Below are 26,430 nucleotides of genomic sequence, written 5' to 3' on the forward strand. Positions count from 1 at the left end.
CCCGCACACGCGAGGGCGGTGCGGTGGCCGGCGTACGCAATCCGCGAAGGGGAGGGATGTCCGCGATGGCAGAGGTGACGGTGACGGACCCGACGACGGGCAGGGACGGCGACGAGCCGGTCGCGGTGGTCGGCATGGCCTGCCGGCTGCCGGGCGCACCGGACCCGTCCGCCTTCTGGCAACTGCTGCGGGAGGGCCGGGACGCGATCGGCGCCCCTCCCGCGGAGCGGCACCCGGCGCCGCACGACACGGAACGCCCCGGCGGCTACCTCGACCGTGTCGACGGCTTCGACGCCGCCTTCTTCGGTGTCTCCCCCCGCGAGGCACTGGCCATGGACCCCCAGCAGCGACTCGCCCTCGAACTGGGCTGGGAAGCGCTGGAGGACGCCGGTATCGCCCCCGACTCCGTCGGAGGCACCCCCGCAGGCGTCTATGTCGGTGCGATCTCCGACGACTACGCGACCCTGCTGCGCCGGAACGGCCCACAAGGCATCACCCGGCACATGTTCACCGGCATCCAGCGAGGCGTCATCGCCAACCGGCTCTCCTACTCGCTGGGGCTGCGGGGGCCGAGCATGACGGTGGACTGCGGCCAGTCCTCTTCCCTGGTCGCAGTCCATCTGGCCGTCGACAGCCTGCGCAGGGGTGAGTCGAGTCTCGTCCTCGCGGGCGGCGTCCATCTCAACCTCGCCCCCGAGAGCACCCTCGCCGTGGAGCGTTTCGGCGGCCTCTCCCCCGACGCCCGCTGCTTCACCTTCGACGCCCGCGCCAACGGCTTCGTCCGCGGCGAGGGCGGCGCACTCGTCGTCCTCAAGCCCCTCTCCCGGGCCCTGGCCGACAGGGACCGCGTCTACTGCGTCATCCACGGTTCCGCCGTCAACCACGACGGCGCCGGCGAGGCCCTGGCGGTCCCGAACCCGGACGCCCAGCGCGAGGTGATCGACGCGGCGCTCGCAGCGGCGGGCGTCCACCCCGACAAGGTCCAGTACGTCGAACTGCACGGCACGGGAACGCCGGTTGGCGACCCGGTCGAGGCGCAGGCGCTGGGCGCGGCCTTCGGTGCGGGGTCCGAGAGGTCGGTCCCCCTGGCGGTCGGCTCGGCGAAGACGAACGTGGGTCATCTGGAGGGCGCGGCCGGCGTGGTGGGCCTCATCAAGGCCGCCCTCTCCCTGCACCACCGCCAACTCCCCGCCAGCCTCAACTTCGAGACCCCCAACCCCGCCATCCCCCTCGACCGTCTGAACCTACGGGTCCAGACCGAGACCGGCCCATGGCCCCGGCACGACCGCCCGTTGCTGGCCGGCGTCTCCTCGTTCGGAGTGGGCGGAACCAACGCCCACCTCGTCCTGGGCGAGGGCCCGGAAGCGACAGAAGGCGATACGACCGCACAGCCCGGCGGAGCGGTCCCATTAACGGTGTCGGCGGGCAGCGCGGAGGCACTGGCCGCCTACGGGAATCGGCTCGCGGACCACGTGGAAGCATCCCCGGACCTCCAACTCGCCGATGTGGCACACACGTTGGCCACCACTCGTGCGGTACTGCCGTTCCGGGCGGTGGTGGTCGCCGAAGACCGCGACAGCGCGCTGAGCGGACTGCGGTCACTGGCCGCCGGGCGCCCCGCACCCCACGTCGTCACGAGCGCCGGACCGGTCACACCGGCGCGCAGGGGCCCGGTGTTCGTGTTTCCCGGACAGGGTTCGCAGTGGGCGGGCATGGCGCACGGTCTGTACGCGAGCAGCCCGGCCTTCCGCGAGGCCCTGGAGGCGTGTGCCACCGCCCTCGACCCGCTCACCGGCTGGTCCCTCATCGACACACTCACCGGAGAAGACGAGACCTGGTTGGAGCGGGTGGACATGGTCCAACCCGCCCTCTTCGCGATGATGACCAGCCTCGCCCGCCTCTGGATGGCCAACGGCATCCAACCCGCCGCCGTCATCGGCCACTCACAAGGCGAGATCGCCGCCGCACACATCGCCGGCATCCTCTCCCTCGCCGACGCAGCCCACATCGTCACGGTCCGCTCCACCGCCATGCGCCACCTCTCCGGCCACGGCGGCATGGCCACCGTCAGCGCAAGCGCCCACTGGGTCACAGAACACGCAGGCGACCAGATCACCATCGCCGCCCACAACTCCCCCACCGCCACAGTCATCAGCGGCACACCCGAAGCACTCGACCAACTCACGGCGGAGTGGGAACCGTTGGGCGTACGCGTACGACGGGTCAACGTCGACTACGCCTCCCACTCACCCCAAGTCGACACCCACCACAACCACATCACCACCACGCTCGCCGGGATCACCCCCCAGCCGGCAACCCTCCCGATGATCTCCACCGTCACCGGCGAACCGGTCCAAGGCCCCGAACTCGACGCCGACTACTGGTACTTCAACCTCCGCCGTCCGGTCCAATTCCACCAGGCCCTCACCTGCCTCACCGCCACGGGCCACGACACCACCATCGAAGCGAGCCCGCACCCCGTCCTCACCCCTGCGGTCGAGGAGACGGCGGAGGCAACCGGCGCACCCATCAACGCCCTGCACACGCTGCGCCGTAACACCCCCACACACTTCGCCACGGTCCTCGCCCACGCGTACACCACGGGAACCGCCCCCACCTGGACTACGGCGGGCCGCACGGTCCCCCTCCCCACCTACGCCTTCCAACGCCAGAGCTACTGGCCGCAGTTGACCGCGCAGCCGGGTCCCACAGCCGCGATCGCCGAGCCCGAGGACGACTACGACACGGCGGATGCCCCGGCCCCGGACCTGTCGACGCTCCTGGACGTCGTACTGAACGAATGCGCCCGAGTGCTGGGCCATGCCTCCGCCGCCGACGTCCCGGAGCACCTGCCCTTCAAGGAACTGGGCTTCGACTCGTTCGCCGGCGTAGAGCTGTGCAAGCGGCTCTCGGCACTGCTGGGCCACCGCGTGCCGGTCAACTCGACCTACAACCACCCGAGTCCGGCCGAGCTGGCCGCCTTCCTGCGGGACGAGTTGGCCGGTGTCCCGGAGGAGACAGCCCCGGCCACCGGCGCGGCGAAGAGCGAGGACGACGATCCGATCGTGATCGTCGGCATGGCCTGCCGCTTCCCCGGCGGTGTCCGGACGCCGGACGACCTGTGGCGTCTGCTGGTCGAGGAGCGGGACGCGATCGCGGACTTCCCCGAGGACCGGGGCTGGAACATCGAGGAGCTGTACGACCCCGACCCGACGAACCCCGGTACCTCCTATGTGCGCCGGGGCGGGTTCCTGGACGACGTGGCCGGTTTCGACGCCTCGCTCTTCGGTATCGCGCCTCGCGAGGCGCTCGCGATGGACCCGCATCAGCGACTGCTGCTGGAGACCTCGTGGGAGGCCTTCGAGCGGGCGGGGATCGACCCCGGCTCGCTGCGCGGCAGCCGTACGGGTGTGTTCGTCGGAACCAACGAGCAGGACTACGCGACGTACACCGCGCCCCAACAGGCCCAGGGCAGTGAGGGGTTCCTGCTCACCGGGCACGCGGCGAGCGTGGCGTCCGGGCGGTTGGCGTACGTCTTCGGCCTGGAGGGTCCGGCGCTGACGGTCGACACCGCCTGCTCGTCCTCGCTGGTCGCCCTGCACCTGGCGATGCAGTCCCTGCGCAACGGTGAGTGCGACCTGGCCGTGGCGGGCGGCGCGACGGTGATGTCGACGCCCGGCATGTTCCTGGAGTTCTCCCGGCAGGGCGGCCTGTCACCTGACGGCCGCTGCAAGGCATTCGACGAGTCGGCTGACGGCACCGGTTGGTCCGAGGGTGTGGGGACGCTGCTGGTCGAGCGCCTCTCCGACGCGCGCCGCCACGGACACCCCGTCCTGGCCGTCGTCCGAGGCTCCGCCATCAACCAGGACGGCGCCTCCAACGGCCTCACCGCACCCAACGGCCGCTCCCAAGCCCGCCTGATCCAACAGGCGTTGGAGAGCGCGGGACTCGCCGCGACGGACATCGACGCGGTCGAGGCGCACGGCACCGGCACCCGTCTGGGAGACCCCATCGAGGCCCAGGCACTCCTGGCCACCTACGGCCAACACCGCCCGGCGGACCGTCCGTTGTGGCTCGGCTCGATCAAGTCGAACATCGGTCACACCCAGGCCGCCGCCGGTATCGCCGGAGTCATGAAGACGGTCCTCGCCCTGCGGCACGGGGTACTGCCCCGCACCCTGCACCTCACCGAGGCGACCTCTCATGTGGACTGGTCCTCCGGAACGGTCCGACTCCTCGGCGTGACGCGTGACTGGCCGGAGACGGACCGCGTCCGCCGTGCCGCCGTCTCCGCGTTCGGCATCAGCGGCACGAACGCCCACGTCATCCTGGAACAGGCCGAACAGTCCGCCGCACAGGCCGAGTTAGTGCAGCCTTCCGGCACGGTCCCGCTGGTCGTGTCGGCCGGGAGCGCGGAGGCCCTGGTGGCGAGCGGGGCCCGGTTGGCCGAGTGGCTGGAGACCGAGCCCGAGCTGCGCCTCCCGGATGTCGCGCACGCGTTGGTGACCACCCGGGCGTCGCTGCCGCACCGGGCGGTCGTCGTCGCGGACGACCGAGGCGGCGCGATCGAGGGGCTCCGTGCCCTGGCCGGGGGCACCAACCTCCCCCATCTGACGACCAGTTCGGGGCCGGTGACGAACAGCGGACGCGGCCCGGTCTTCGTCTTCCCCGGACAGGGCTCCCAATGGGCGGGCATGGCCGGCGGCCTCTACGACAGCAGCCCGGCCTTCCGCGAGGCAGTGGACGCCTGCGCCGCCGCCCTCGACCCGCTCACCGGCTGGTCCCTCGTCTCCGTCCTCACGGGTGACGACGACGCCTGGATGGACCGCGTGGACATGGTCCAGCCCGCGCTCTTCGCGGTGATGACCAGCCTCGCCCGCCTCTGGATATCGGCCGGCGTCCAACCCGCCGCCGTCATCGGCCACTCCCAGGGTGAGGTCGCCGCCGCACACATCGCCGGCATCCTCAGCCTCGCCGACGCGGCCCGCGTCGTCACGGTCCGCTCCACCGCCATGCGCCAGCTCTCCGGCCACGGCGGCATGGCCACCGTCAGCAGAAGCGCCGACTGGGTCGAGGAACACGCGGGCGACCGGATCACCATCGCCGCCCACAACTCCCCCACCAGCACGGTCATCAGCGGCACACCCGAAGCACTGGACGAACTCACCGCGGAGTGGACCCCGTCAGGCATCCGCGTTCGCCGAGTCAATGTGGACTACGCCTCCCACTCACCCCAGGTCGACGCCCAGCACGGCCACATCACCACCGCGCTCGCCGGGATCGCCCCGCAGCCCGCCGTCATCCCGATGGTCTCCACCGTCACAGGTGAACCGGTCCAAGGCCTCGAACTGGACGCCGACTACTGGTACTTCAACCTCCGTCGCCCCGTCCGCTTCCACCAGGCCCTGTCCCACCTCCTCACCGCCGGTCACCGCACCACCATCGAGACAAGCCCGCACCCCGTCCTCACCCCGGCCATCGAGGAAACCGCGGAAGCCACCAACACCTCCGTCAACGCCCTGCACACGCTCCGCCGCAACACGCCCCCGCAGTTCGCCGCCGCCCTGGCCCAGGCCCACGTCACCGGCACCACCCCCACCTGGACCACCCAACTCCCCACCCCTCGGCGGCACATCCCGCTCCCCACCTATCCCTTCCAGCACCACCGCTACTGGCTGGACCGCTCGAAGTCGGCCGCCGCGGGACGACCGGGCGTCGACGTCCGTGAACACCCGTTGCTGAGCACGTCCGTCGGACTGGCGGACGGCGGTGTCGTGCTCACCGGCGGCCTGGAACGCTCCGCGCCGGAGTGGGTGACGGATCACGCCGTCGCGGGCACGGTCCTGCTGCCGGGTACGGCGTTCGTCGAGATGGCGGTACGCGCCGGTGACGAGGTCGGGTGCGGCACGGTCGACGACCTCACCCTCCGCGCGGCCCTCGCACTCTCCGGACCTGTGACCGTCCAGGTCACGGTGGAGGAACCGGACGACACCGGCCGCCGCAGGATCACCGTCCACTCCCGCCCCACCTCCGGCACCTCATGGACCTTGCACGCCGAGGGCGTACTCACCGCCGACGACGCACAACCGGACGCACCCGAGGACGGGTTGACCGAGTGGCCGCCCACCGGCGCTCAACAGATCCCCATGGACGGGCTCTACGACGAACTGGCCGCCCAGGGCTATGACTACGGGCCCGCCTTCCAAGGGGTACGAGCCCTGTGGCGCGCCGGTGACGAGGTCTTCGCCGACGTCGCCCTCTCCGGTGAACTCACTGAGGGGGCCGAGGAGTTCGTCCTCCACCCCGCGCTGCTCGATGCCGCCCTGCACGCCGTCGCGGCCACAGGACTGCTCCCCGCGGCTCCCGGCATACGACTCCCCTTCGCCTGGTCCGGCGTGCGCGTCCACGCGGCCGGGGCGAGCACGCTGCGGGTCCGGGTGCGTCGTACGGGCGCGGACGCCGTGACCCTGACGGCGACGGACGCCACCGGCGCACCGGTCGTCTCCGTCGACTCACTCGCGCTCCTGCCCATCGCCCCTGAGCAACTGCGCGCGGCCTCGTCCGACGCGCGCCGCGATGCCCTTCTCGCCCTCCGCTGGACGCAGTTGACGCCCGCGAGCGGCGCGCCGGACACGGGCCTCCCGGACCACTGGTCCGCCGTCATCTCCCACGCCGACGAGATGGCCGACGTCCTCGCGGCCGTGCCCGCCGACGAACCGTCCGCCGTACTTTTCGACGCCACCTCAGCATCTCCTCATCAGCCGAGGAACGTGACGCTGCGCGCCCTCGATGTCGTGCGGCGCTTCGTGACCGAGCCCGCACTGCGGAATTGCGTCCTCGTGGTGCGCACGTCCGGGGCCGTCTCGGCGCGGCCGGAGGACCGGGTGACCGCGCCGGCGGACGCGGCGGTGTGGGGGCTGGTGCGTTCGGCCCAGAGTGAGCATCCCGGAAGGTTCGTCCTCGTCGACGCGCCGGACGGCGCGGGGTCGGGGGCGGTGCACTCGTCACCCGGGCTCGTACTGGCCTCCGGCGAGCCGCAACTCGCCGTGCGCGACAGCCTGTTGTTCGCACCGCGGCTCGACACGTACCGCCCGGACGACGAGGTGTCCGCCGGCTTCGACCCGGACCATACGGTGTTGATCACCGGTGGCACCGGCGCGCTGGGCGCCCTCGTGGCCCGTCACCTCGTCGTCTCGCACGGTGTACGGCAGGTGCTGCTGCTCAGCCGGTCGGGGCCGGGATCGGCGGAAGTGGCGGACCTCGTCGAGGAGTTGGCCGCCGAGGGTGCCGTCGTCGGGGTACGGGCCTGTGATGTCGGTGATCGTGAGGCGTTGGCCGGGGTCATCGCCGATGTGCAGGGGTCGGGACATCCGCTGGGTGCCGTCGTGCACGCGGCCGGGGTGTTGGAGGACGGCACGGTCGAGGGGTTGACCGAGCGGGCCGTGGACGCGGTGTTGCGGCCCAAGGCCGAAGCCGCCCTGTATCTGCATGAGTTGACCGCCGGGCTCGATCTGTCGGCGTTCGTGATGTTCTCCTCGGTCGCCGGGGTGCTCGGGAACCCGGGGCAGGCCAACTACGCGGCGGCGAACGCCTATCTCGACGCGCTGGCCGCCGTCCGCACCGGTCTCGGCCTGCCCGCGCTGTCCCTCGCGTGGGGCCTGTGGGACCAGCCGACCGGTATGACCGGGGAGTTGGAGGACCGGGATCTCGCGCGGATGCGCCGGGGTGGGCTGTTGCCGTTGTCGGCCGCGGAGGGGCTGGCGTTGCTGGACGCCGCTCTGGCCGCGCCCGCGGAGGTCGCGGCGCTGGTGCCGGCCCGTGTCGACGTCGGTGCGCTGACGCGGGGCGGGCGGCCGGTGCCCCCGCTCTTGTCGCTGCTCGCGCCGCGTGTCGGACGTAGGTCCGCCGCCCGGGCCGTGGAGCCGAGCGGCGGTTCGCTGTCGGCGTTCGAGGAGCGGCTCGCCGGCTTGTCCGGGGACGAGCGGGAGCGGTTGCTGGTCGGCGTGGTCCGGGATGAGACCGCGCTGGTGCTCGGACATGCGCAGGGTGCGGGGCTCGATGTGGCGTCCGAGTTCCGGGAGTTGGGCGTGGACTCCCTGATGGCGGTGGAGGTGCGCAACCGGCTGGCTTCGGTCACCGGGCTCACGCTGCCGTCCACCGTCGTCTTCGACCATCCCACCCCGCAGGCGTTGGCCCGGCTGCTGCACGAGCGGCTGACCGGAGCGCTGTCCGCGCCGGAGCCCGTCGTGGTGGAGCGGGACCCGGACGACGAGCCCATTGCCGTGGTCGGGATGGCGTGCCGTTATCCCGGCGGGGTCGAAGGGCCCCTGGATCTATGGCAGTTGGTGCTGGACGAGCGTGAGGCGATCGGCGGGTTCCCGACCGACCGGGGCTGGGATCTGGGCGCGCTGTTCGCCCCTGACACCGGTGCGGGCGGCACCAGCGCCACCCGCAGCGGCGGTTTCCTGGCGGACGCGGCCGGCTTCGATCCGACACTGTTCGGGATCTCGCCGCGCGAGGCGCTCGCCATGGACCCGCAGCAGCGACTGCTGCTGGAGGTGTCCTGGGAGGCGCTGGAGCACGCCGGGATTCCGGCCGAGGCCGTACGCGGTTCGCGGACCGGGGTGTTCGCCGGGCTGATGTACCACGACTACGGCACGGGTCTCGCGCAGGTCCCGGAGGGCGTCGAGGGGTATCTGCTGACGGGCGGCGCGGGCAGTGTGGCCTCCGGGCGGATCGCCTACGCGCTGGGGCTGGAGGGTCCCGCGCTCACGGTCGACACCGCGTGCTCGTCCTCGCTGGTGGCGCTGCATCTCGCCGCGCAGTCGCTGCGCCGGGGCGAGTCCGATCTCGCCCTCGCCGGCGGGGTGACGGTGATGGTGGCGCCGGACACGTTCGTGGAGTTCTCGCGGCAGGGTGGCCTGGCGGTCGATGGCCGCTGCAAGTCGTTCGCCGAGGGCGCCGACGGCACCGGCTGGTCCGAGGGCGTGGGCATGCTGCTGGTGGAGCGGCTGTCCGACGCGCGGCGCAACGGGCACCGGGTCCTCGCCGTGGTCCGGGGTACCGCCGTCAACCAGGACGGCGCCTCGAACGGGCTGACCGCGCCCAGCGGTCAGGCCCAGCAGCGCGTGATCCGCCAGGCGCTGGCCGACGCGGGTCTCACGCCGGACCAGGTGGACGTCGTGGAGGGGCACGGGACCGGGACCTCACTGGGCGATCCCATCGAGGCGCAGGCCCTGATGGCCACGTACGGTCAACAACGATCTGAGGAACGGCCGTTGTGGCTGGGGTCCGTCAAGTCGAACATCGGGCACACGCAGGCCGCCGCCGGTGCCGCGGGCCTCATCAAGATGATCATGGCGATGCGTGCGGGGGTTCTGCCGCGCAGCCTGCACTCCGCGACGCCGTCGTCCCACGTGGACTGGGCCTCCGGTGGGGTGGAACTGCTGGATCGGGCGCGCGAGTGGCCGTCCGTGGAACGCGTACGGCGGGCCGCCGTGTCGTCCTTCGGGATCAGCGGGACGAACGCGCACATCATCCTGGAGCAGGCCCCGAGCGAGGACGAGCCGATCGAGCGCGGGCCGGAACCGGCCGTCGTGCCACTGCTGCTGTCGGCCGCTGGCGAGGACGCGCTGCGCGCCCAGGCGGCCCGGATCGCGGACACCTTGGACGACTCGGCCGAGTCCGACGTGCGGTTGGTGGATGTCGGATGGTCGTTGGCCGGCGGGCGGACCCAACTGCCCAGGCGGGCGGCCGTAATCGCCGAAGGGCGCACGGAAGCGGTCTCGCGGCTACGGGCGTTGGCCGAGGGACGGTCGGCGGCCGGGGTGCTGACCGGGCGGGCGGAGCCGGGCGGGCGGCTGGCCGTGGTCTTCAGCGGGCAGGGCAGCCAGCGGCTCGACATGGGCCGCGAACTGCACGCCGCACAGCCCGTGTTCGCCGCGGCCTTCGACGAGATCTGCGACCACTTCGCACCCCACCTCCAACTCCCCCTCCAGGACGTCGTGTTCGGCGAGGCGGCCGAGCTGCTGAACCGGACCGGTTACGCGCAGGCCGCGCTCTTCGCGATCGAGGTCGCCCTGTACCGGCTCGTGGAGCACTGGGGTGTCACACCCGGCCTGCTGATCGGCCACTCCATCGGCGAGTTCGCGGCCGCGCACGTCGCCGGGGTGTGGAGCCTGCCCGACGCCTGCGCCCTCGTCGCCGCGCGCGGGACGCTGATGCAGGCCGTGGAGGCGGACGGCGCCATGGTCGCCCTCGCGGTCACACCCGACGAACTCCGTCCCGTGCTCGCCCCGTACGGCGGCCGGCTCGGTGTCGCGGCGGTCAACGGCCCCTCTTCCGTGGTGATTTCGGGAGAGCGGGACGCCGTGGAGGAAGTGACGCTGCGGTACGAGGCGGACGGGCGGCGGGTGCAACGGCTCAAGGTCAGCCACGCCTTCCACTCCGCGCACATGGACACGATGCTGGACGCCTTCGCCGAGGTCCTGGCCGGCGTCCCCTTCCGCCCGCCGACGCTGCCCGTGGTGTCCAACGTGACCGGCGCGGTGGCCGATCCGGCGGAGCTGTGCTCCCCGGCGTACTGGGTGCGCCATGTGCGCGAGGCCGTACGGTTCGCCGACGGCGTCACCACCCTGCACGCCGAGGCCGCGACCGCCTACCTCGAACTCGGTCCCGCCGGCACCCTCACCGCAGCGGTCCGCGACAGCCTCCCGGACGACGCGCAGCCGGTGATCGTCTCCGCGCTACGACGCGACCGGCCGGAAGCGGCGACGTTCACCGAAGCCATGGCGGCACTCCAGCTGTCGGGCCTGCCCGTCGACTGGACGCCCGCCTTCGCGGGAACCGGCGCCCGCACGGTCGATCTGCCCACGTACCCCTTCCAGCACAGCCGCTTCTGGCTCCAGGCACCCGGGCGAGCAGCGGCCCTGGACCTGCGGGAGAGCGTCGCCCGGACGCAACCCGCCGAACTGGCACGGCAGTTGAGTGTCGACGAGGAGCAGGTGCGATCGGTCGTCCCGGCACTCACGGACTGGCTGCAGGCCCAGGGCCGGTCGGCGCGCCGGGAGCGGTCCGACCGTCGAGTGGGCTGGGTGCCCGTGACGGTGGCCGACACCCCGGCCCGGCTCGACGGGCGCTGGCTCGTCGCCGTGCCCTCCGGCGCGGTCCGCGCCGATGTGCGGGTGACCGCGCTGGCCGCCGCGTTGGAACGGGCGGGAGCTGAAGTCGTCGTAGGTGAACTCGCCACGGATCAGACAGGGTTGGCGGGGATCGTGGCTCTGGTCGCGCTCGCGGAGGACCCGGGGTTATTCGCCGTCGAGGTGGCGCAAGCTGCCACGGCAGGCCCGTTGCTCTGGTACGTGACCCAGGGTGCGGTGGATCCCGTCCTCGACCCGCGGCAGGCGGCGGTATGGGGTCTCGGTCAGGTGATCTCCCTCGAACTGCCCGACCGGTGGGGCGGGTTGCTGGATCTCCCCGGCGTCCATGACGCCCGAGATCTGGACGCGCTGTGCGCCGTGCTGGGCTCGACCGGCCCCCGATCGGGTACCGACCGGGAGGACCAGGTCGCGATCCGCGACGGACGGGTGCTCGGGCGGCGCGTGCTGCCGCTGTCCGCCGACCGGGCCCCTGAACAGCCATGGCGGCCCACCGGCACGGTGCTCGTCACCGGCGGCACCGGTGCGCTCGGGGCGCGGGTCGCCGGGTGGCTCGTGGACGGGGGCGCCGATCACGTCGTACTGACGAGCCGCCGGGGTGAAGACGCGCCGGGAGCAGTCGAGTTGGCGGCCGAGCTGCGCGAGCGCGGTGCGCGGGTGTCCGTCGAGGCATGTGACACGGCCGACCGAGGTGCCGTGGCCGAGGTGCTGCTGCGTCACCGTCCCCGTGCGGTGTTCCATGCGGCCGGCGTGTTCGAGCCGGGCGAGGTCGTGGAGTTGTCGGCGGCGGACTGGGCAGCGGTGCTGTCCGCCAAGGCCGACGGGGCACGGCATCTGGACGAGCTGACGCAGGAGTTGGGGCTCGACCTCGACGCGTTCGTGCTGTTCTCGTCGATCGCCGGGGTGTGGGGCAGCCTCGGCCAGGGTGCCTACGCCGCCGCCAACGCCGTATTGGACGCGCTCGCTCAGCGTCGGCGGGCGGACGGGCTGGTCGCGACCTCGATCGCCTGGGGGCCGTGGGCAGGCGAAGGCATGGCGGCCGACGACGAGTTGAGTGCCGCGCTGCGGCGCGGTGGGCTGGTCCCGTTGGCGCCGGAGGACGCGCTCGCCGCGCTTCAGGATGTGCTGGACCGGGACGAGACGTGCCGGATCGTCGTGGACGCGGACTGGGAACGGCTGCTGGCGGGGTTCGCGGCCGTACGGCCCGGCCCGTTGTTCAGTCTGCTGCCACAGGCGGCGCGGTCGGTCGCGGACGTGGACGCGGTGACGGACGAGGCCGGCGCGGCGTACGCGCGGCGGATCGGCGGGTTGCCGCGCGCCGAGCAGGAGCGGGCGGTGCTCGGCCTGGTGCGGGATGTGGTCGCGGCTGCGCTCGGGCACGCCTCGGCCGAGGCGCTGGATGTCGGCCAGACGTTCAAGACGCTCGGCCTGGACTCGATGACGGCGGTGGAGGTGCGTAACCGGCTCACCGCGACGACCGGGCTGACGCTGCCCACCACGGTGGTCTTCGACCGTCCCACGCCCCGCGATCTGGCGCGGTACGTCCGCGACCGTCTCACCGGTGTGGCCTCCGAGACCGCCCCGGTGGCGGCGGCGCGGCCTGCGGCGGACGAGCCGGTGGCGATCATCGGGATGGCCTGCCGCTATCCCGGGGGCACGACCGCCCCGGAGGACCTGTGGCGGCTGGTCGCCGAGGAGCGGGACGCCGTGTCCGACTTCCCCGAGGACCGGGGCTGGGACCTGGGCGCGCTCTACGACCCGGACCCGGCCGCGACCGGAACGTCGTACTCCCGCGAGGGCGGTTTCCTCGACGACATCGCGGGGTTCGACGCGGGTCTGTTCGGGATCTCACCGCGCGAGGCGCTGGCCATGGACCCGCATCAGCGGCTGCTGCTGGAGACGTCGTGGGAGGCGTTCGAGCGGGCCGGCATCCCGCCGACCTCGTTGCGCGGGAGCAGTACGGGCGTGTTCATCGGCGCGGGTGAGCAGGACTACGCGGGTGGGGTGACCGATGCGCCTGAGGGGGTCGCCAACCATCTGCTGCTCGGGCACACGGCGAGTGTCCTGTCCGGCCGGGTCGCCTATGTGTACGGGCTGGAGGGGCCCACGCTGACGCTGGACACGGCGTGCTCGGCGGGGCTGGTGGCGTTGCATCTCGCGGTGCGGGCGCTACGTTCGGGCGAGTGCGATCTCGCCCTGGCGGGTGGCGCGACGGTGATGTCGACGCCGGGCGGCTTCGTCGAGTTCAGCCGGCAGCAGGTGCTCGGGCGGACGGGGCGGTGCCGGTCGTACTCGGACGACGCGGACGGTTCGGCGTTCTCCGAGGGCATCGGCACCCTCGTGGTGGAGCGGCTGTCCGACGCGCGGCGCAACGGGCACCGCGTGCTGGCCGTGGTCTGCGGCTCCGCCATCAATCAGGACGGTGCCTCGAACGGGCTCAGCGCGCCCAACGGACAGTCCCAGCAACGCGTGATCCGCCAGGCCCTCGCCGACGCGGGGCTCGCGCCGGACGAGGTCGACGTCGTAGAGGGGCATGGGACCGGGACGCCACTCGGCGATCCCATCGAGGCCGAGGCGTTGCTCGCCACATACGGCCAGGACCGGCCCGCCGAGCGGCCGTTGTGGCTCGGGTCCATCAAGTCGAACATCGGGCACACCCAGGCCGCCGCCGGTATCGCCGGTGTCATCAAGATGGTGCAGGCGCTGGAGCACGGGATGCTTCCGCGCACGCTGCATCTCGACTCCCCTTCCTCCCATGTGGATTGGGCTGCGGGCGGTGTCGCGCTGCTGGACCGGGCGCGCGAGTGGCCGGACGTGGACCGGTCCAGGCGTGCGGCCGTCTCCGCCTTCGGGATCAGCGGTACGAACGCGCACGTCATCCTGGAGCAGGCCGAACCGGTCGTGGAGGCCAAGGAGTTGGAGGCGTCCGGACCGGTCGTGCTGCCGTTGTCCGCGCACAGCGGGGCGGGGCTGCGGGGTCAGGCCGGGCGGCTGCGGGATCTGCTCAGCGAGTCCCCCGGCCTCGAACTCCCATTGGTCGGCCGGGCGTTGGCCGCCAGTCGGGTGACGGAACTGGAGCATCGGGCGGCTGTCGTCGCCGAGGACCGGGAGGGGGCACTGGCGGCGCTCGGCGCCCTGGCCGAGGGCGGCGCGCATCCGGATCTGACGGCGGGAGCCGGTGTTCCCGGTGCCGATCCCGTGCTGGTGTTCCCGGGGCAGGGGTCACAGTGGCCCGGCATGGCGCTCGAACTCCTCGACTCCTCAACGGCGTTCCGTGACGCGCTCACCGACTGCGACGCGGCGCTCGGCGAGTACGTCGACTGGTCCGTGCTCGACGTGTTGCACGAGCGGCCCGGTGCGCCGTCGATGCAACGGCTCGACGTGGTGCAGCCGTTGCTGTTCGCGGTGATGGTGGCGCTGGCCCGGACCTGGCAGGCGGCCGGGATCACACCGGCGGCCGTGGTGGGGCACTCGCAGGGCGAGGTGGCCGCGGCCTGTGTCGCGGGCGCGCTGTCGCTGCCGGACGCGGCGCGGATCATCTGCCTGCGCAGCCGCACCATGCAGGAGGAACTGTCCGGGCTCGGCGCCATGGCGTCGGTCGCGCAGCCGCGGGAGTGGGTCGCCGAACGGCTGGCGCGCTGGGGCGACCGGCTCAGCGTCGCCGCGGTCAACGGGCCGACGTCCGTGGTGGTTTCGGGCGAGGCCGCAGCGGTGGACGAGTTCCTGGCGGAGGCCGAGGAGGCGGGCGTACGGGCCCGGCGGGTGAAGGGCGCGATCGCCGCCGGCCACTCGGCACAGGTGGAGCTGGTGGAGGAGCGGGTCCGTGCGGAACTCGCGCCGGTCTCCCCCCGAGCCGGTGAGATCCCGATCGTCTCGACGGTCACCGGTGAGGCGTGCGACGGGTCCGGGATGGACGCCGACTACTGGTACCGCAACATGCGTGAGCCGGTGCGATTCGACGTCGCCGTACGGGAGTTGCTGGCGCGCGGGCACCGGGTCTTCATCGAGGTGAGCCCGCATCCGGTGCTGCTGACCGGACTTCAGGAGACCGTGGAGGACGCGGGAACGTCGGCGTCCGCGCTGGGCACGCTGCGCCGGGACCAGGGCGGCCCGCGCCGCTTCGCGGCCTCCCTGGCGGCGGCCTACGTCGCCGGTGTGGACGTGCCGTGGCGTGACGCCCTCTACGCGCGGACCCCGTCGATCTTCGTCGACCTGCCCACCTACGCCTTCCAGCGTCAGCGGTACTGGCTCGACTCGCCGCGCCAGTCCGCGTACTTCGCCACTCCGGCGAGCCGGCCGGCGGAGAGCGCGGACGCTTCCGCCGACGAGGGTCAGCGGCGCTTCTGGGAGGCCGTCGAGAGCGGGGACTTCGACACGCTCGCGAGCGAACTGCCTCTGGTGAACGGCCAGTTGGCCTCGCTCCGAGACGTACTGCCGGCGCTCGCCGACTGGCGGACCCGGTCGCGGGAGGACGCGGCGCTCGACCGCTGGCGCCACCGGGTGGTGTGGGAGCGGGTGGCGACCCCCGGCCGTCCTGAACTCTCCGGGCGCTGGCTGCTGCTCGTGCCCGAGGACGAGGCGGCGCGGGCGGTGGCCGGTCCGGTGGAGACCGCCTTGCGGGCGCATGGCGCCGAGGTCGGCCGGGTGGAGTTCCCGGCAGGCGCGGACCGGGGCGAGGTGGCCGAGGCACTGCTCGCCCTGCGCGACGAGGACGAGGTACCGGTGCCGGTCGGGGTGCTGTCCCTCACCGGGCTGCTGGACGGGGCCGACGCCGGGCACGAGGCCGTACCGCGCGGGCTGGCGGCGAGCCTGGGCGTGGTGCAGGCCCTGGTGGACACGGACCTCGCGGGCGATGCCCCGCTGTGGGTCCTGACCCGGGGTGCGGTCGCCGCGGAGTCGGGCGATGCCGTGGACGCGCCGGAGCACGCCATGGTCTGGGGGCTCGGCGCCACCGTGCGGCAGGAGCATCCCGAGCGGTGGGGCGGGGTCGTCGACCTGCCGGGCGGCCACGAAGCCGGCCTCGATCCACGGGCGTTGACGCGGCTCGTCGGAGTCCTCTCCGGGGCCACGGGCGAGGACGAGGTCGCGGTGCGTGCGTCGGCGACGCTGACCAGGCGGCTGGTGCCGGCGCCGGCCGACACCAGGACGCCCGAGGACGAGGCCGGTGGCGATGCCGGGGACTGGAAGCCGACCGGGACGGTGCTCGTGACCGGCGGTACCGGTGCTCTTGGCGGACATGTGGCCCGGCATCTGGCCACCCTCGGCGCACCCCACCTCCTCCTCGTGGGACGGCGGGGGCCGGACGCTCCGGGCGCCGCCGAACTGGCCGCCGCGATAAACGAGTCGGGCACGAAGGTCACCGTCGTCGCCTGCGACCTCGCCGACCGCGAGGCGCTGGCCCGGCTGCTGGGCGAGATCCCGGCCGAGTACCCGCTCACGGCCGTGGTGCACACGGCGGCGGCGGTCGACGACGCGCTCCTGGAATCCCTGACCGTGCCCCAACTCGACCGCGCGCTACGGGTGAAGGCGCTCGCCGCGAGGAACCTGGACGAGCTGACCCGTGACCTTCCGCTGGAACTGTTCGTCCTGTTCTCCTCGTTCGCCGGGGTCACCGCCGACGCCGGGCAGGGCGGCTACGCGCCGGGCAACGCGTTCCTCGACGCGCTCGCCCTGCGGCGGCGGGCGCTCGGGCTGCCCGCGCTGTCCATCGGCTGGGGACATTGGGCGGGCGGCAGCGGCCTGGAGGGCGGTGAGGTGATCGCCAACCGGCTGCACAGGTTCGCGATGGAGTCGATGGCCCCGGACCGTGCGGTGCGCGCGCTGGACCGCGCGGTGCGTCTTGACGGCGGGCTCGGGCACATCGTGATCGCCGACATCGACTTCGAGCGGCTCGACGCCGGGTCGATCGGCGCCCGGCCGACCCGGCTGTTCCTCGGACAGCCCGGCTACCGGGGCGTGTGGGAGGCGGCGACGGGGGCCGGACCCGCCGACGCGGGCGGTGCCGACGACGCCGTAGCGCACTGGCGCGCACAGATCGCCGGAGCCACGGCGGCCGAACGGGCCACGTTGATACGGGATCTGGTGCTCCGTCAACTCGCGGCTGTTCTGGGCCACTCGGACCCGGACGACCTGTCGTCCACCCGGCTCTTCCGCGACCTGGGCATCGACTCGCTCACCGCGGTGGAGTTCCGCAACCGGCTCGGCGCGGCCACCGGGCTGCGGCTGCCGGTCGGAGTGGTCTTCGACCATCCCACACCGGAGGCGCTCGCCTCGTACGTCGGCGGGGAGCTGGCGACGGACGCGCCCGAGCCGTCCGGGTCGGGCGACGGCACCGAGCCGGACGGCCAAGTGACGTCGGTGGACGACGAGTTCGACCGTCTCGAAGCCGTACTGGCCCGTCTCGACCGGGGTGACAGCGCCACCTCGGCCACGGTCGCGGGCCGGCTGCGGGAGCTGCTCGCCGGGTGGCCGGAGGAGTCCGTCCCGCCACCGGCGCCGGATACCGGCGGGCTGGAGTCCGCGACGACGGCGGAGGAGGTCCTGGACTTCATCCAGGAGCGGTTCGGCAAGTAGGCACGAGCCCGACCGGCCGGAGACCCGAGCAGTCCAGGCGCTCCAGGGGAACGCCGTCCCGAAGCACAGCACCTCAGGAGATGTTTGCAGTGACGAGCAACAGCGGCCAGAGCGGGCCGACCGGTGGGGACAAGGTCGTCGAGACCCTCAAGTGGATGGCGCGCGAACTCGACGAGACCAAGCGGGACTTGGCGGAACTGCGGGCCCGCAGGTCCGAGCCGGTGGCGATCGTCGGCATGGCGTGCCGCTTCCCCGGGGGCGTCGCCTCGCCCGAGGACCTGTGGCGGCTGCTCTCCTCCGGCACGGACGCGATCGGCCCGCTGCCCACCGACCGGGGCTGGGACCTGGACGCCCTGTACGACCCCGATCCGGCGGCGTCCGGGACGGCGTACGTGCGGGAGGGCGGGTTCCTGGATTCGGCGGGCGACTTCGACGCCGGGTTCTTCGGGATCTCGCCGCGCGAGGCCCTGGCCATGGACCCGCAGCAGCGGCTGCTCCTCGAAGTGGCGTGGGAGACGCTGGAGGACGCGGCGATCGACCCCACCGGACTGCGCGGCAGCGACACCGGTGTGTTCGTGGGCACCAACGGCCAGGACTACATCGCGCCGATGATGGACGGGGTCGCCGATCTCGGCGGCTACCTCGGTACGGGTTCCACGCAGAGCGTGCTGTCGGGGCGCCTCGCGTTCACGCTGGGCCTGGAGGGGCCGGCGGTCACCGTGGACACGGCGTGCTCGGCTTCGCTGGTGGCGCTGCACCAGGCGGTACGGGCGCTGCGCGGCGGCGAGTGCGATCTGGCGCTCGCGGGCGGCGCGACCGTCATGTCCAGCCCGTGGACGCTGGTGGAGTTCTCCCGGCAGCGCGGTCTGGCGGCGGACGGCCGCTGCAAGACGTTCTCCGACCGCGCCGACGGGACCTCCGTGTCCGAGGGCGTCGGCATGCTCCTGCTGGAACGGCTCTCCGACGCCCGGCGCAACGGCCACCGGATTCTCGCCGTCGTCCGGGGCACCGCCGTCAACCAGGACGGCGCCTCCAACGGACTGACCGCGCCCAGCGGCCCCGCCCAGCAGCGCGTCATCCGGCAGGCCCTCGCCGACGCCGGTCTCACGCCGGACGCCGTGGACGCCGTGGAGGCGCATGGCACGGGGACGCGGCTCGGGGATCCCATCGAGGTCGACGCGCTGCTGACGACGTACGGCAAGGACCGGCCCGCCGAGCGGCCGCTGTGGCTGGGTTCCGTGAAGTCGAACCTCGGGCACACGCAGGCAGCGGCGGGGGTCGCCGGTGTCATCAAGTCGGTGCTCGCCCTGCGGCACGGTGTGCTGCCGCGCACCCTGCACGCCGAGCCGCCGACCCCGCACGTCGACTGGGCCACGGCGGGCATCCGGCTCCTGCACGCCGAACAGCCCTGGCCCGAGACGCACCGGCCGCGCCGGGCGGCGGTCTCGTCCTTCGGCATCAGCGGCACCAACGCCCACATCGTCCTGGAGGAGGCCGAACCGACCCCCGTCGGGGCCGCCGCCTCACCGTCATCCGCCCCTCTGCCCTGGCTGCTGTCCGCGCGGAGTACGGCGGCTCTGCGAGGGCAGGCGGCGCGACTGGCCGCGCATGTCACCGAGCGGCCGGACGCCCGACTCGCCGACCTGGCCTGGTCCACGGCCGCCACGCGGGCACGGATGCCGCACCGCGCGGTGGTCGTCGCGGCCGACCGTGAGGAACTGCTCACCGCCCTGAACGCCGTCGCGACCGGCGCGCCGGGCAGCGGTGTGGTGCGGGCCGAAGCCCTCGAACGTCCCTCCCCCACCTTCCTGTTCGCCGGGCAAGGTGCTCAACGAGCCGGAATGGCACACGAGTTGCATGATGCCTTCCCCGTGTTCGCCGCGGCTTTCGACGCGGTGTGCGAGCATCTGGACCCGCTGCTCGAACGGCCCCTGAAAGAGGTGGTGTTCGCGACGCCGGGTACCGCCGAGTCGGCGCTGCTCGACCGAACCGCCTGCACACAGCCCGCGTTGTTCGCCGTGGAGACCGCGCTCTTCCGGCTGGTCGAGTCCTGGGGGCTGGTCCCGGACCGGCTGATCGGGCACTCCATCGGGGAGTTGACCGCCGCGCACATCGCCGGGGTCCTGTCGCTCCCCGACGCCTGCGCGCTGGTCGCCGCGCGCGGCCGGGTCATGCAGGCGCTTCCGGCAGGCGGAGTGATGATCTCCGTGCGGGCCGCCGAGGAGGATGTCGTCCCGCTGCTCGCCGAGGTGAGTGATCAGGTGGGAGTGGCCGCCGTCAACGGACCCACCTCGATCGTCCTGTCCGGTGCGGCGGAGGCTACGGCCGCGGTGGCGCGGACGTTGGCGGACCGGGGGCACAAGACCAAGGAACTCCAGGTCAGCCACGCCTTCCACTCGGTCCTGATGGAGCCGGCGATGGCGGAGTTTCGTCGGATCGCCGCCGGGGTGACGTTCCACGAGCCGCGCGTCCCGCTGGTCTCCGCCCTCACCGGGGCACTCGTCGGTCCCGGCGAGATGACGGACCCGGAGTACTGGGTGCGGCATCTGCGGGAGCCGGTCCGTTTCCTGGACGCGATCCGTACCGCCGAGGCCGAAGGGGCGCGTGTCTACCTGGAGTTGGGACCCGACGGGGTGCTCACCTCGATGGCGGCGGACTGCCTGCTCGACCGGTCCGCGGCGGTGCTCGCCTCGACGCTGCGCAAGGACCGCCCCGAGGTGCGGTCCGTCCTGTCGGGTGTCGGCCAGGCGTACGCCGCCGGTGCGGACGTCGACTGGGACCGGGTCTTCGACGGTACGGGGGCCGGGCGCGCGGAACTGCCGACCTACGCGTTCGACCACCGCAGGTACTGGATCACGGTGGGCCGTACGTTCGACGCCTCCGCGGCTATCGGCGAGGAAGCGGCGCTTCCTGAACCCGACCTCGTGCACGGCGAGTTGGAGATGCTGGAGCTGGTGCGGGCGGCGGCAGCCGCCGTGCTCGGGCATGACTCGAAGGACGCCGTGGCGGCGACCCGGCCCTTCTCCGAACTGGGGGTGACCTCGGTCGGCGCGGTCGAGCTGTGCGCCGAACTGCGCGCGGCGACCGGCCTGTCGGTACCCGCGTCGGCCGTCTTCGACCACCCCTCCCCCCAGGCACTCGCCGCCCATCTCGACCAGGAACGGCGGGGTGCGGTGGAGCGGCCGGACGCCGGGCCGGCACGGCACCGGCCGGACGAGCCGATCGCGATCATCGGCATGGGCTGCCGGTTCCCGGGCGGAGTGACCGGACCCGAGGACCTGTGGCGGCTCGTCGCCGAGGAACGCGATGTCCTCGGGGGCTTCCCGGACAACCGGGGCTGGAATCTTGAGGAGTTGTTCACTCCCGACGGCGCCCCGGGCACCTCGACGGAGGCCAGGGAGAGCGGATTCCTCTACGACGCCGGTGAGTTCGACCCCGCGTTCTTCGGCATCTCACCGCGTGAGGCGCTGGCGATGGACCCGCAGCACCGGCTGCTGCTGGAGACCGGCTGGGAGGCGATGGAGCAGGCCGGGCTCGATCCGGGCACGCTGCGAGGCAGCCGTACCGGGGTGTTCGCGGGGCTGGTGGGGCACGACTACCTGCTGGGCCCTGAGCGGATGCCCGACGACCTGGTGCCGTACTTCGCCACCGGCATCGGCGGTTCGATCGCCACCGGGCGGATCTCGTACACCTTCGGCTTCGAGGGTCCCGCGGTCACCGTGGACACGGCGTGCTCGTCGGCGTTGGTCGCGCTGCATCAGGCGGTGCACGCGCTGCGGTCCGGTGAGTGCGACCTCGCGCTCGCGGGGGCGGCGACGGTGATGTCGACGCCGGGTGCGTTCGTGGGCTTCTCCGGGCAGGGGCTGATGGCGCCGGACGCGCGCAGCAAGTCGTTCGCGGAGGCGGCCGACGGCACGATGTGGTCCGAGGGTGTGGGCATGCTGCTGGTGGAGCGGCTGTCCGACGCCGAGCGCGCCGGACACCGTGTCCTCGCGGTCGTCCGGGGTACGGCCATCAACCAGGACGGTGCCTCGAACGGTCTGACCGCGCCGAACGGCAGCGCCCAACAGCGCGTCATCCGGGCGGCGTTGGACAACGCCGGCCTCGCCCCGGCCGATGTGGACGCGGTCGAGGCGCACGGCACCGGTACCCGGCTCGGCGACCCCATCGAGGCGCACGCGGTGATGGCGACGTACGGCAGGGACCGGCCCGAGGACCGGCCGCTGTGGCTGGGTTCCATCAAGTCGAACATCGGGCACGCGCAGGGCGCGGCGGGTGTCGCCGGTGTCATCAAGACCGTGATGGCGCTGCGGCACGGGGTGTTGCCCCGAACGCTGCACGTGGACCGGCCGTCGACGCGGATCGACTGGTCGCTCGGGGCGGTGAAGCTGCTCACCGGGAGCGAGGTGTGGCCGGAGACGGACCGGCCGCGCCGGGCGGGTGTGTCGGCGTTCGGCGCGAGTGGCACCAACGCCCACGTGATCCTCGAACAGGCCCCGCCGGAGCCCGAGTTCACCGAGCCGCGTCTCCCGCTGCCGGTGACGCCTTTGCTGCTGTCGGCGCACACGCCGGAGGCGCTGCGCGGCCAGGCGGCGCGGCTGGCGGCGCATCTGCGGGAACCGGACGCCCCGGCACCGGAGTTGACCGACCTCGCCTGGTCCCTCGCGAACCACCGCGCGGTCCTCGCCCACCGTGCCGTGGTCCTCGCCGAGGGCCATGACGACGCGCTCGCCGCACTGGATGCCCTGGCCGCGGGCGAGGAGACACCGCGGGTGATCACCGGGGCCCCGACCGGGGAGCATGCCGTGTTCGTGTTCCCCGGCCAGGGTTCTCAATGGATCGGCATGGCCTCGGAGTTGCTGCGCAGGTCGGAGGTGTTCCGGGACACGTTCGCCGACTGCGAGCGGGTCTTCGCCGACCTGGTCGGCTGGTCGGTGGCGGACGCGATGGCGGGTACCCCCGGGGCTCCTTCCCTGGAGCGACTCGACGTCGTGCAGCCGGTGTTGTTCTCCGTGATGGTGGCCCTGGCCCGTACCTGGCAGGCAGCCGGTGTGCGGCCCGCCGCCGTGGTGGGCCACTCGCAGGGTGAGATCGCCGCCGCGTACATCGCGGGCGCGCTGTCCCTGGAGGACGCGGCCCGGGTCGTGGCGCTGCGCAGCCGGCTGATCGTGGACGTCGTGGGCCTCGGCGCGATGGCCGGTGTGTCCAAGTCGCGGGCGTGGGTGGCCGAGCGACTCGGGCCCTGGTCGCGGGAGTTGAGCGTCGGCGTGATCAACGGACCGGAGTCGGTGGTCGTCACCGGTGAGGTCACGGCGCTGGAGGAGTTCCTCGCGGTGGCCGAGGCGGAGGGCGCGCAGGTGCGCCGGGTGCGGGGAGCCGTGGCCCCGGGGCACGCACCGCAGATGGAGCGGCTGCGCGAACAACTGCTGGACGCGCTCGCGGAGTTGACGCCCCGCACCGGCACCGTCCCGTTGTGCTCGACGGTCACCGGCCAACTCCTCGACACCGGGCGGATGTCCGCCGACTACTGGTACCGCAACGCCCGTGAACCCGTGCAGTTCGAGGCGGCTGTACGTCATCTCCTGGACCGGGGACACCGCGTCTTCCTGGAGATGAGCCCGCACCCGCTGCTCCTGAGCGGCGTCGCGGACATCGCCGACAGCCAGGACACGAGGGTCGCCGCCCTGGGCACCCTGCGTCGCGACGACGGCGGCCCCGAACGCACCGCGCGTGCGCTGGCCGAGGCCTGGGTGCACGGCATCGCCGTCGACTGGACCGCCGCCGTCTTCGACGGGGTCGGAGCGCGCCGCGTGGAGCTGCCGACGTACGCCTTCCAGCGCGAGCGCTACTGGCTGGAGCCGGTCACCGGGCCGGTGGGCGCCGGGGTACTGGGCACCGGGCATCCAGTCACCGACATGCGGGTCGAACTCGCCGACGGTGGCGCCCTGTTGACGGGCCGGCTGTCCCATAGGTCGCTGGGCTGGCTGGGCGATCACGCGGTGGCCGGGGTGGCGATCCTGCCGGGCGCGGCCTTCGTGGAGCTGGCGGTGCGCGCGGGTGACGCGGTGGGCTGCGCGACGGTGGAAGACCTCACCTTGCAGGCGCCGCTGCTGGTGCCCGCCACCGGCGGGGTCGTCGTGCAGGTCGCGGCCGACGCGCCGGACGGCGCGGGACGGCGGGCGGTGCGCATCCACGCCCGCCCGGAGAGCGAGGGCGAGGACGGCGCCTGGGTGCAGCACGCGGAGGGCGTCCTGGCCCCCGTGGGCGCCGACCCGGAACCCCTCGCCGACTGGCCGCCCCGCGACGCGGTGACCCTGCCGACCGAGGACGCGTACGAGCGGATCGCGTCCGCCGGCATCGCGTACGGACCCGCGTTCCGCGGCCTGAACACGGCCTGGCGGCGCGGCGACGAACTCTTCGCGGAGGTCCGACTCCCGGAGTCCGAACGGAAGGACGCCGCGTCGTACGGAGTGCATCCGGCGCTCCTGGACGCCGCCCTGCACGTGGTGGTCCTCGACAGGCTGGCGGAGAGCGGCCAACTCGCCTTCTCCTGGAGCGGCGTGACCCTACACGCCCAGGGAGCCACGGCACTCCGGGTACGGGTGCGACAACTCGGGGACGGGGCCTTCGCGTTCCACCTCTACGACGGCGCCGGGCAGCCAGTGCTCACGGCCGAGTCCGTCGCCGTACGCCCCCTGTCGCCCGCCGATCTGTCCGCCGCGCGCACCGGGACGGAGAACTCCCTGTTCCGGGTCGACTGGACGCCCCTGCCCTCGGCCGAGACATCGGGTCCGGCCCGCTGGGTGGTGCTCGGCGAACGGTGCGAGGCGGTGTGGCCCGCCGAGGTCGACGCCCGTCGCCGCTACACCGATCTCGTGGCACTGGCCGACGCGGTGGACGCGGGTGCGCCGGTGCCGGAGGCGGTCGTGGTGGCCGGTGCCGGTGGGGCGCCCGGTGACCGGCACGTCCTCGCAGACGCCCTGGAGTTGTGCCAGTCCTGGCTGGAGGACGACCGCTGGGAGGACTCCCGCCTGGTGTTCCTCACCCGGGACGCCGTGGCGACGTCCGCCGACGCCCCGCTCACCGATCTCGCGCACGCCCCGCTGTGGGGGCTGGTCCGCTCGGCCCAGCAGGAGCAGCCCGACCGTTTCCTGCTGCTCGACAGCGACACCGCCGAGGTCCCGGCGGTCCTCATCGGCGCGGCCCTCAGCTCCACCGAGTCCCAACTCGCCGTACGGGACGGAGTGTTGCGTACCCCACGGCTCGCCCGGACTCCCGCCGCGGACCGTCCGGCGCGTCCTCTCGACCCCGAGGGAACGGTGCTGATCACGGGCGGCACGGGCACCCTCGGCGCCATCCTCGCCCGTCACCTCGTCGCCCAACACGGCGTACGGCACCTGCTGTTGACCGGCCGCCGGGGCGCCGACGCGCCGGGAGCGGCGGCACTGCGCGCCGAGCTCGCCGAGGCCGGCGCGACCGTCACCGTCGCCGCGTGCGACGTGGCGGACCCGGCCGCCCTCGCCCGTCTCCTCGGAGACATCCCCCAACAGCACCCGCTCACCGGGGTGTTCCATCTCGCCGGTGTCCTCGCCGACGGCGCGATCGGATCGCTCACGCCGGGCCACTTCGCCACCGCGATGGGGCCGAAGGCCGACGCCGCCTGGGAGTTGCACCGGCTCACCCGGGATCTCGACCTGGCCGCGTTCGTCCTGTACTCGTCCATGGCCGGTACCTTCGGCGGCGCCGGGCAGGGCAACTACGGTGCGGCCAACGCGTTCCTGGACGCGCTCGCCGCGCATCGCCGGGGCGCGGGGCTGCCGGCGCTGTCCGTGTCCTGGGGGCTGTGGCAGGACCGGTCCGAGATGGGGGCCGGACTCAGCGAACAGGACCTGGCCCGCCGGATGGCCCGGTCCGGCACCCGGAGTCTGTCGGCCGAGCAGGGAATGGCCCTGCTGGACGCGGCGTTGGCCGGCACCGACGCCCACCTCGTGGCCGCGCGCTTCGACTTCCCCACGCTGCGCGCACAGGCGGCGGACGGCACGCTGCCTCCGCTGCTGCGAGGCCTGGTCCGGGCGGCCCGCCGTAGCGCCGGGGCGGCCGAGCAGTCCGGTCTGCGCGAGCGGCTCGGCACGCTCGGAGCGGCCGAGCGCACGGCCGCGCTCCTCGACACGGTGCGTGCGACGGTGGCGCTCGTCCTGGGCCACGGTTCGGCAGACGCGGTGGACGACGGGCGCGCCTTCAAGGAGTTGGGGCTCGACTCCCTCACCGCGGTGGATCTGCGCAACCGGCTGACCGCACTCAGCGGCGTCAAGCTCCCCGCCACCCTCGCCTTCGATCATCCGACACCCCGGGCCATCGCCGAACTCCTCGACGCGAAGCTGTTCGCCACCCCGGTGGAGGTCACCCCGCCGATCCTCACCGACCTCGACCGGCTCGAACTCGCCCTGCTGGGCGCCGACTCCGCCGATCCGGCGCTGCGCGCACGGGTCACGATGCGGCTGCACTCGCTGGTCGCCAAGTGGCGTGCGGCCGACGAGAGTCCGGACGCGCCGGTGCCGGGAGGTGCCGACGACGGACTCGGCCTTGAGGAGGCGTCGGTCGACCAACTCCTCGACTTCATCGACGACATGGGCAGCTTCTGAGGCCACCGGCGGCCGGGGCACCGAACTCCGGCCGCCGAACCGGTGGACAGCAGACGCAT

2 protein-coding genes are annotated in these 26,430 nt (G+C 73.2%); both read left to right on the forward strand.

Translation table 11 applies throughout. The features are described 5' to 3' along the window. Positions 1-65: 65 nt before the first annotated feature. Positions 66-17,729: a type I polyketide synthase gene (locus tag ACIRB1_RS15520; RefSeq protein ID WP_403465893.1), complete on the forward strand. Its 17,664-nt coding sequence runs from the start codon at positions 66-68 to the stop codon at positions 17,727-17,729. Between the two features lie 89 nt (positions 17,730-17,818). Further along, positions 17,819-26,371 carry a type I polyketide synthase gene (locus ACIRB1_RS15525; RefSeq protein ID WP_403465894.1) on the forward strand — a complete coding sequence of 2,851 codons (8,553 nt, stop codon included), beginning with the start codon at positions 17,819-17,821 and terminating at the stop codon, positions 26,369-26,371. Positions 26,372-26,430: the final 59 nt, after the last annotated feature.

It is taken from the genome of Streptomyces sp. NPDC096013 (assembly GCF_044763565.1).
GTDB lineage: Bacteria > Actinomycetota > Actinomycetes > Streptomycetales > Streptomycetaceae > Streptomyces.

What these genes read in the sequence shown, in the direction of transcription:
- ACIRB1_RS15520 (WP_403465893.1), top strand. Translation starts at nt 66, where the DNA reads ATGGCAGAGGTGACGGTGACGGACCCGACGACGGGCAGGGACGGCGAC.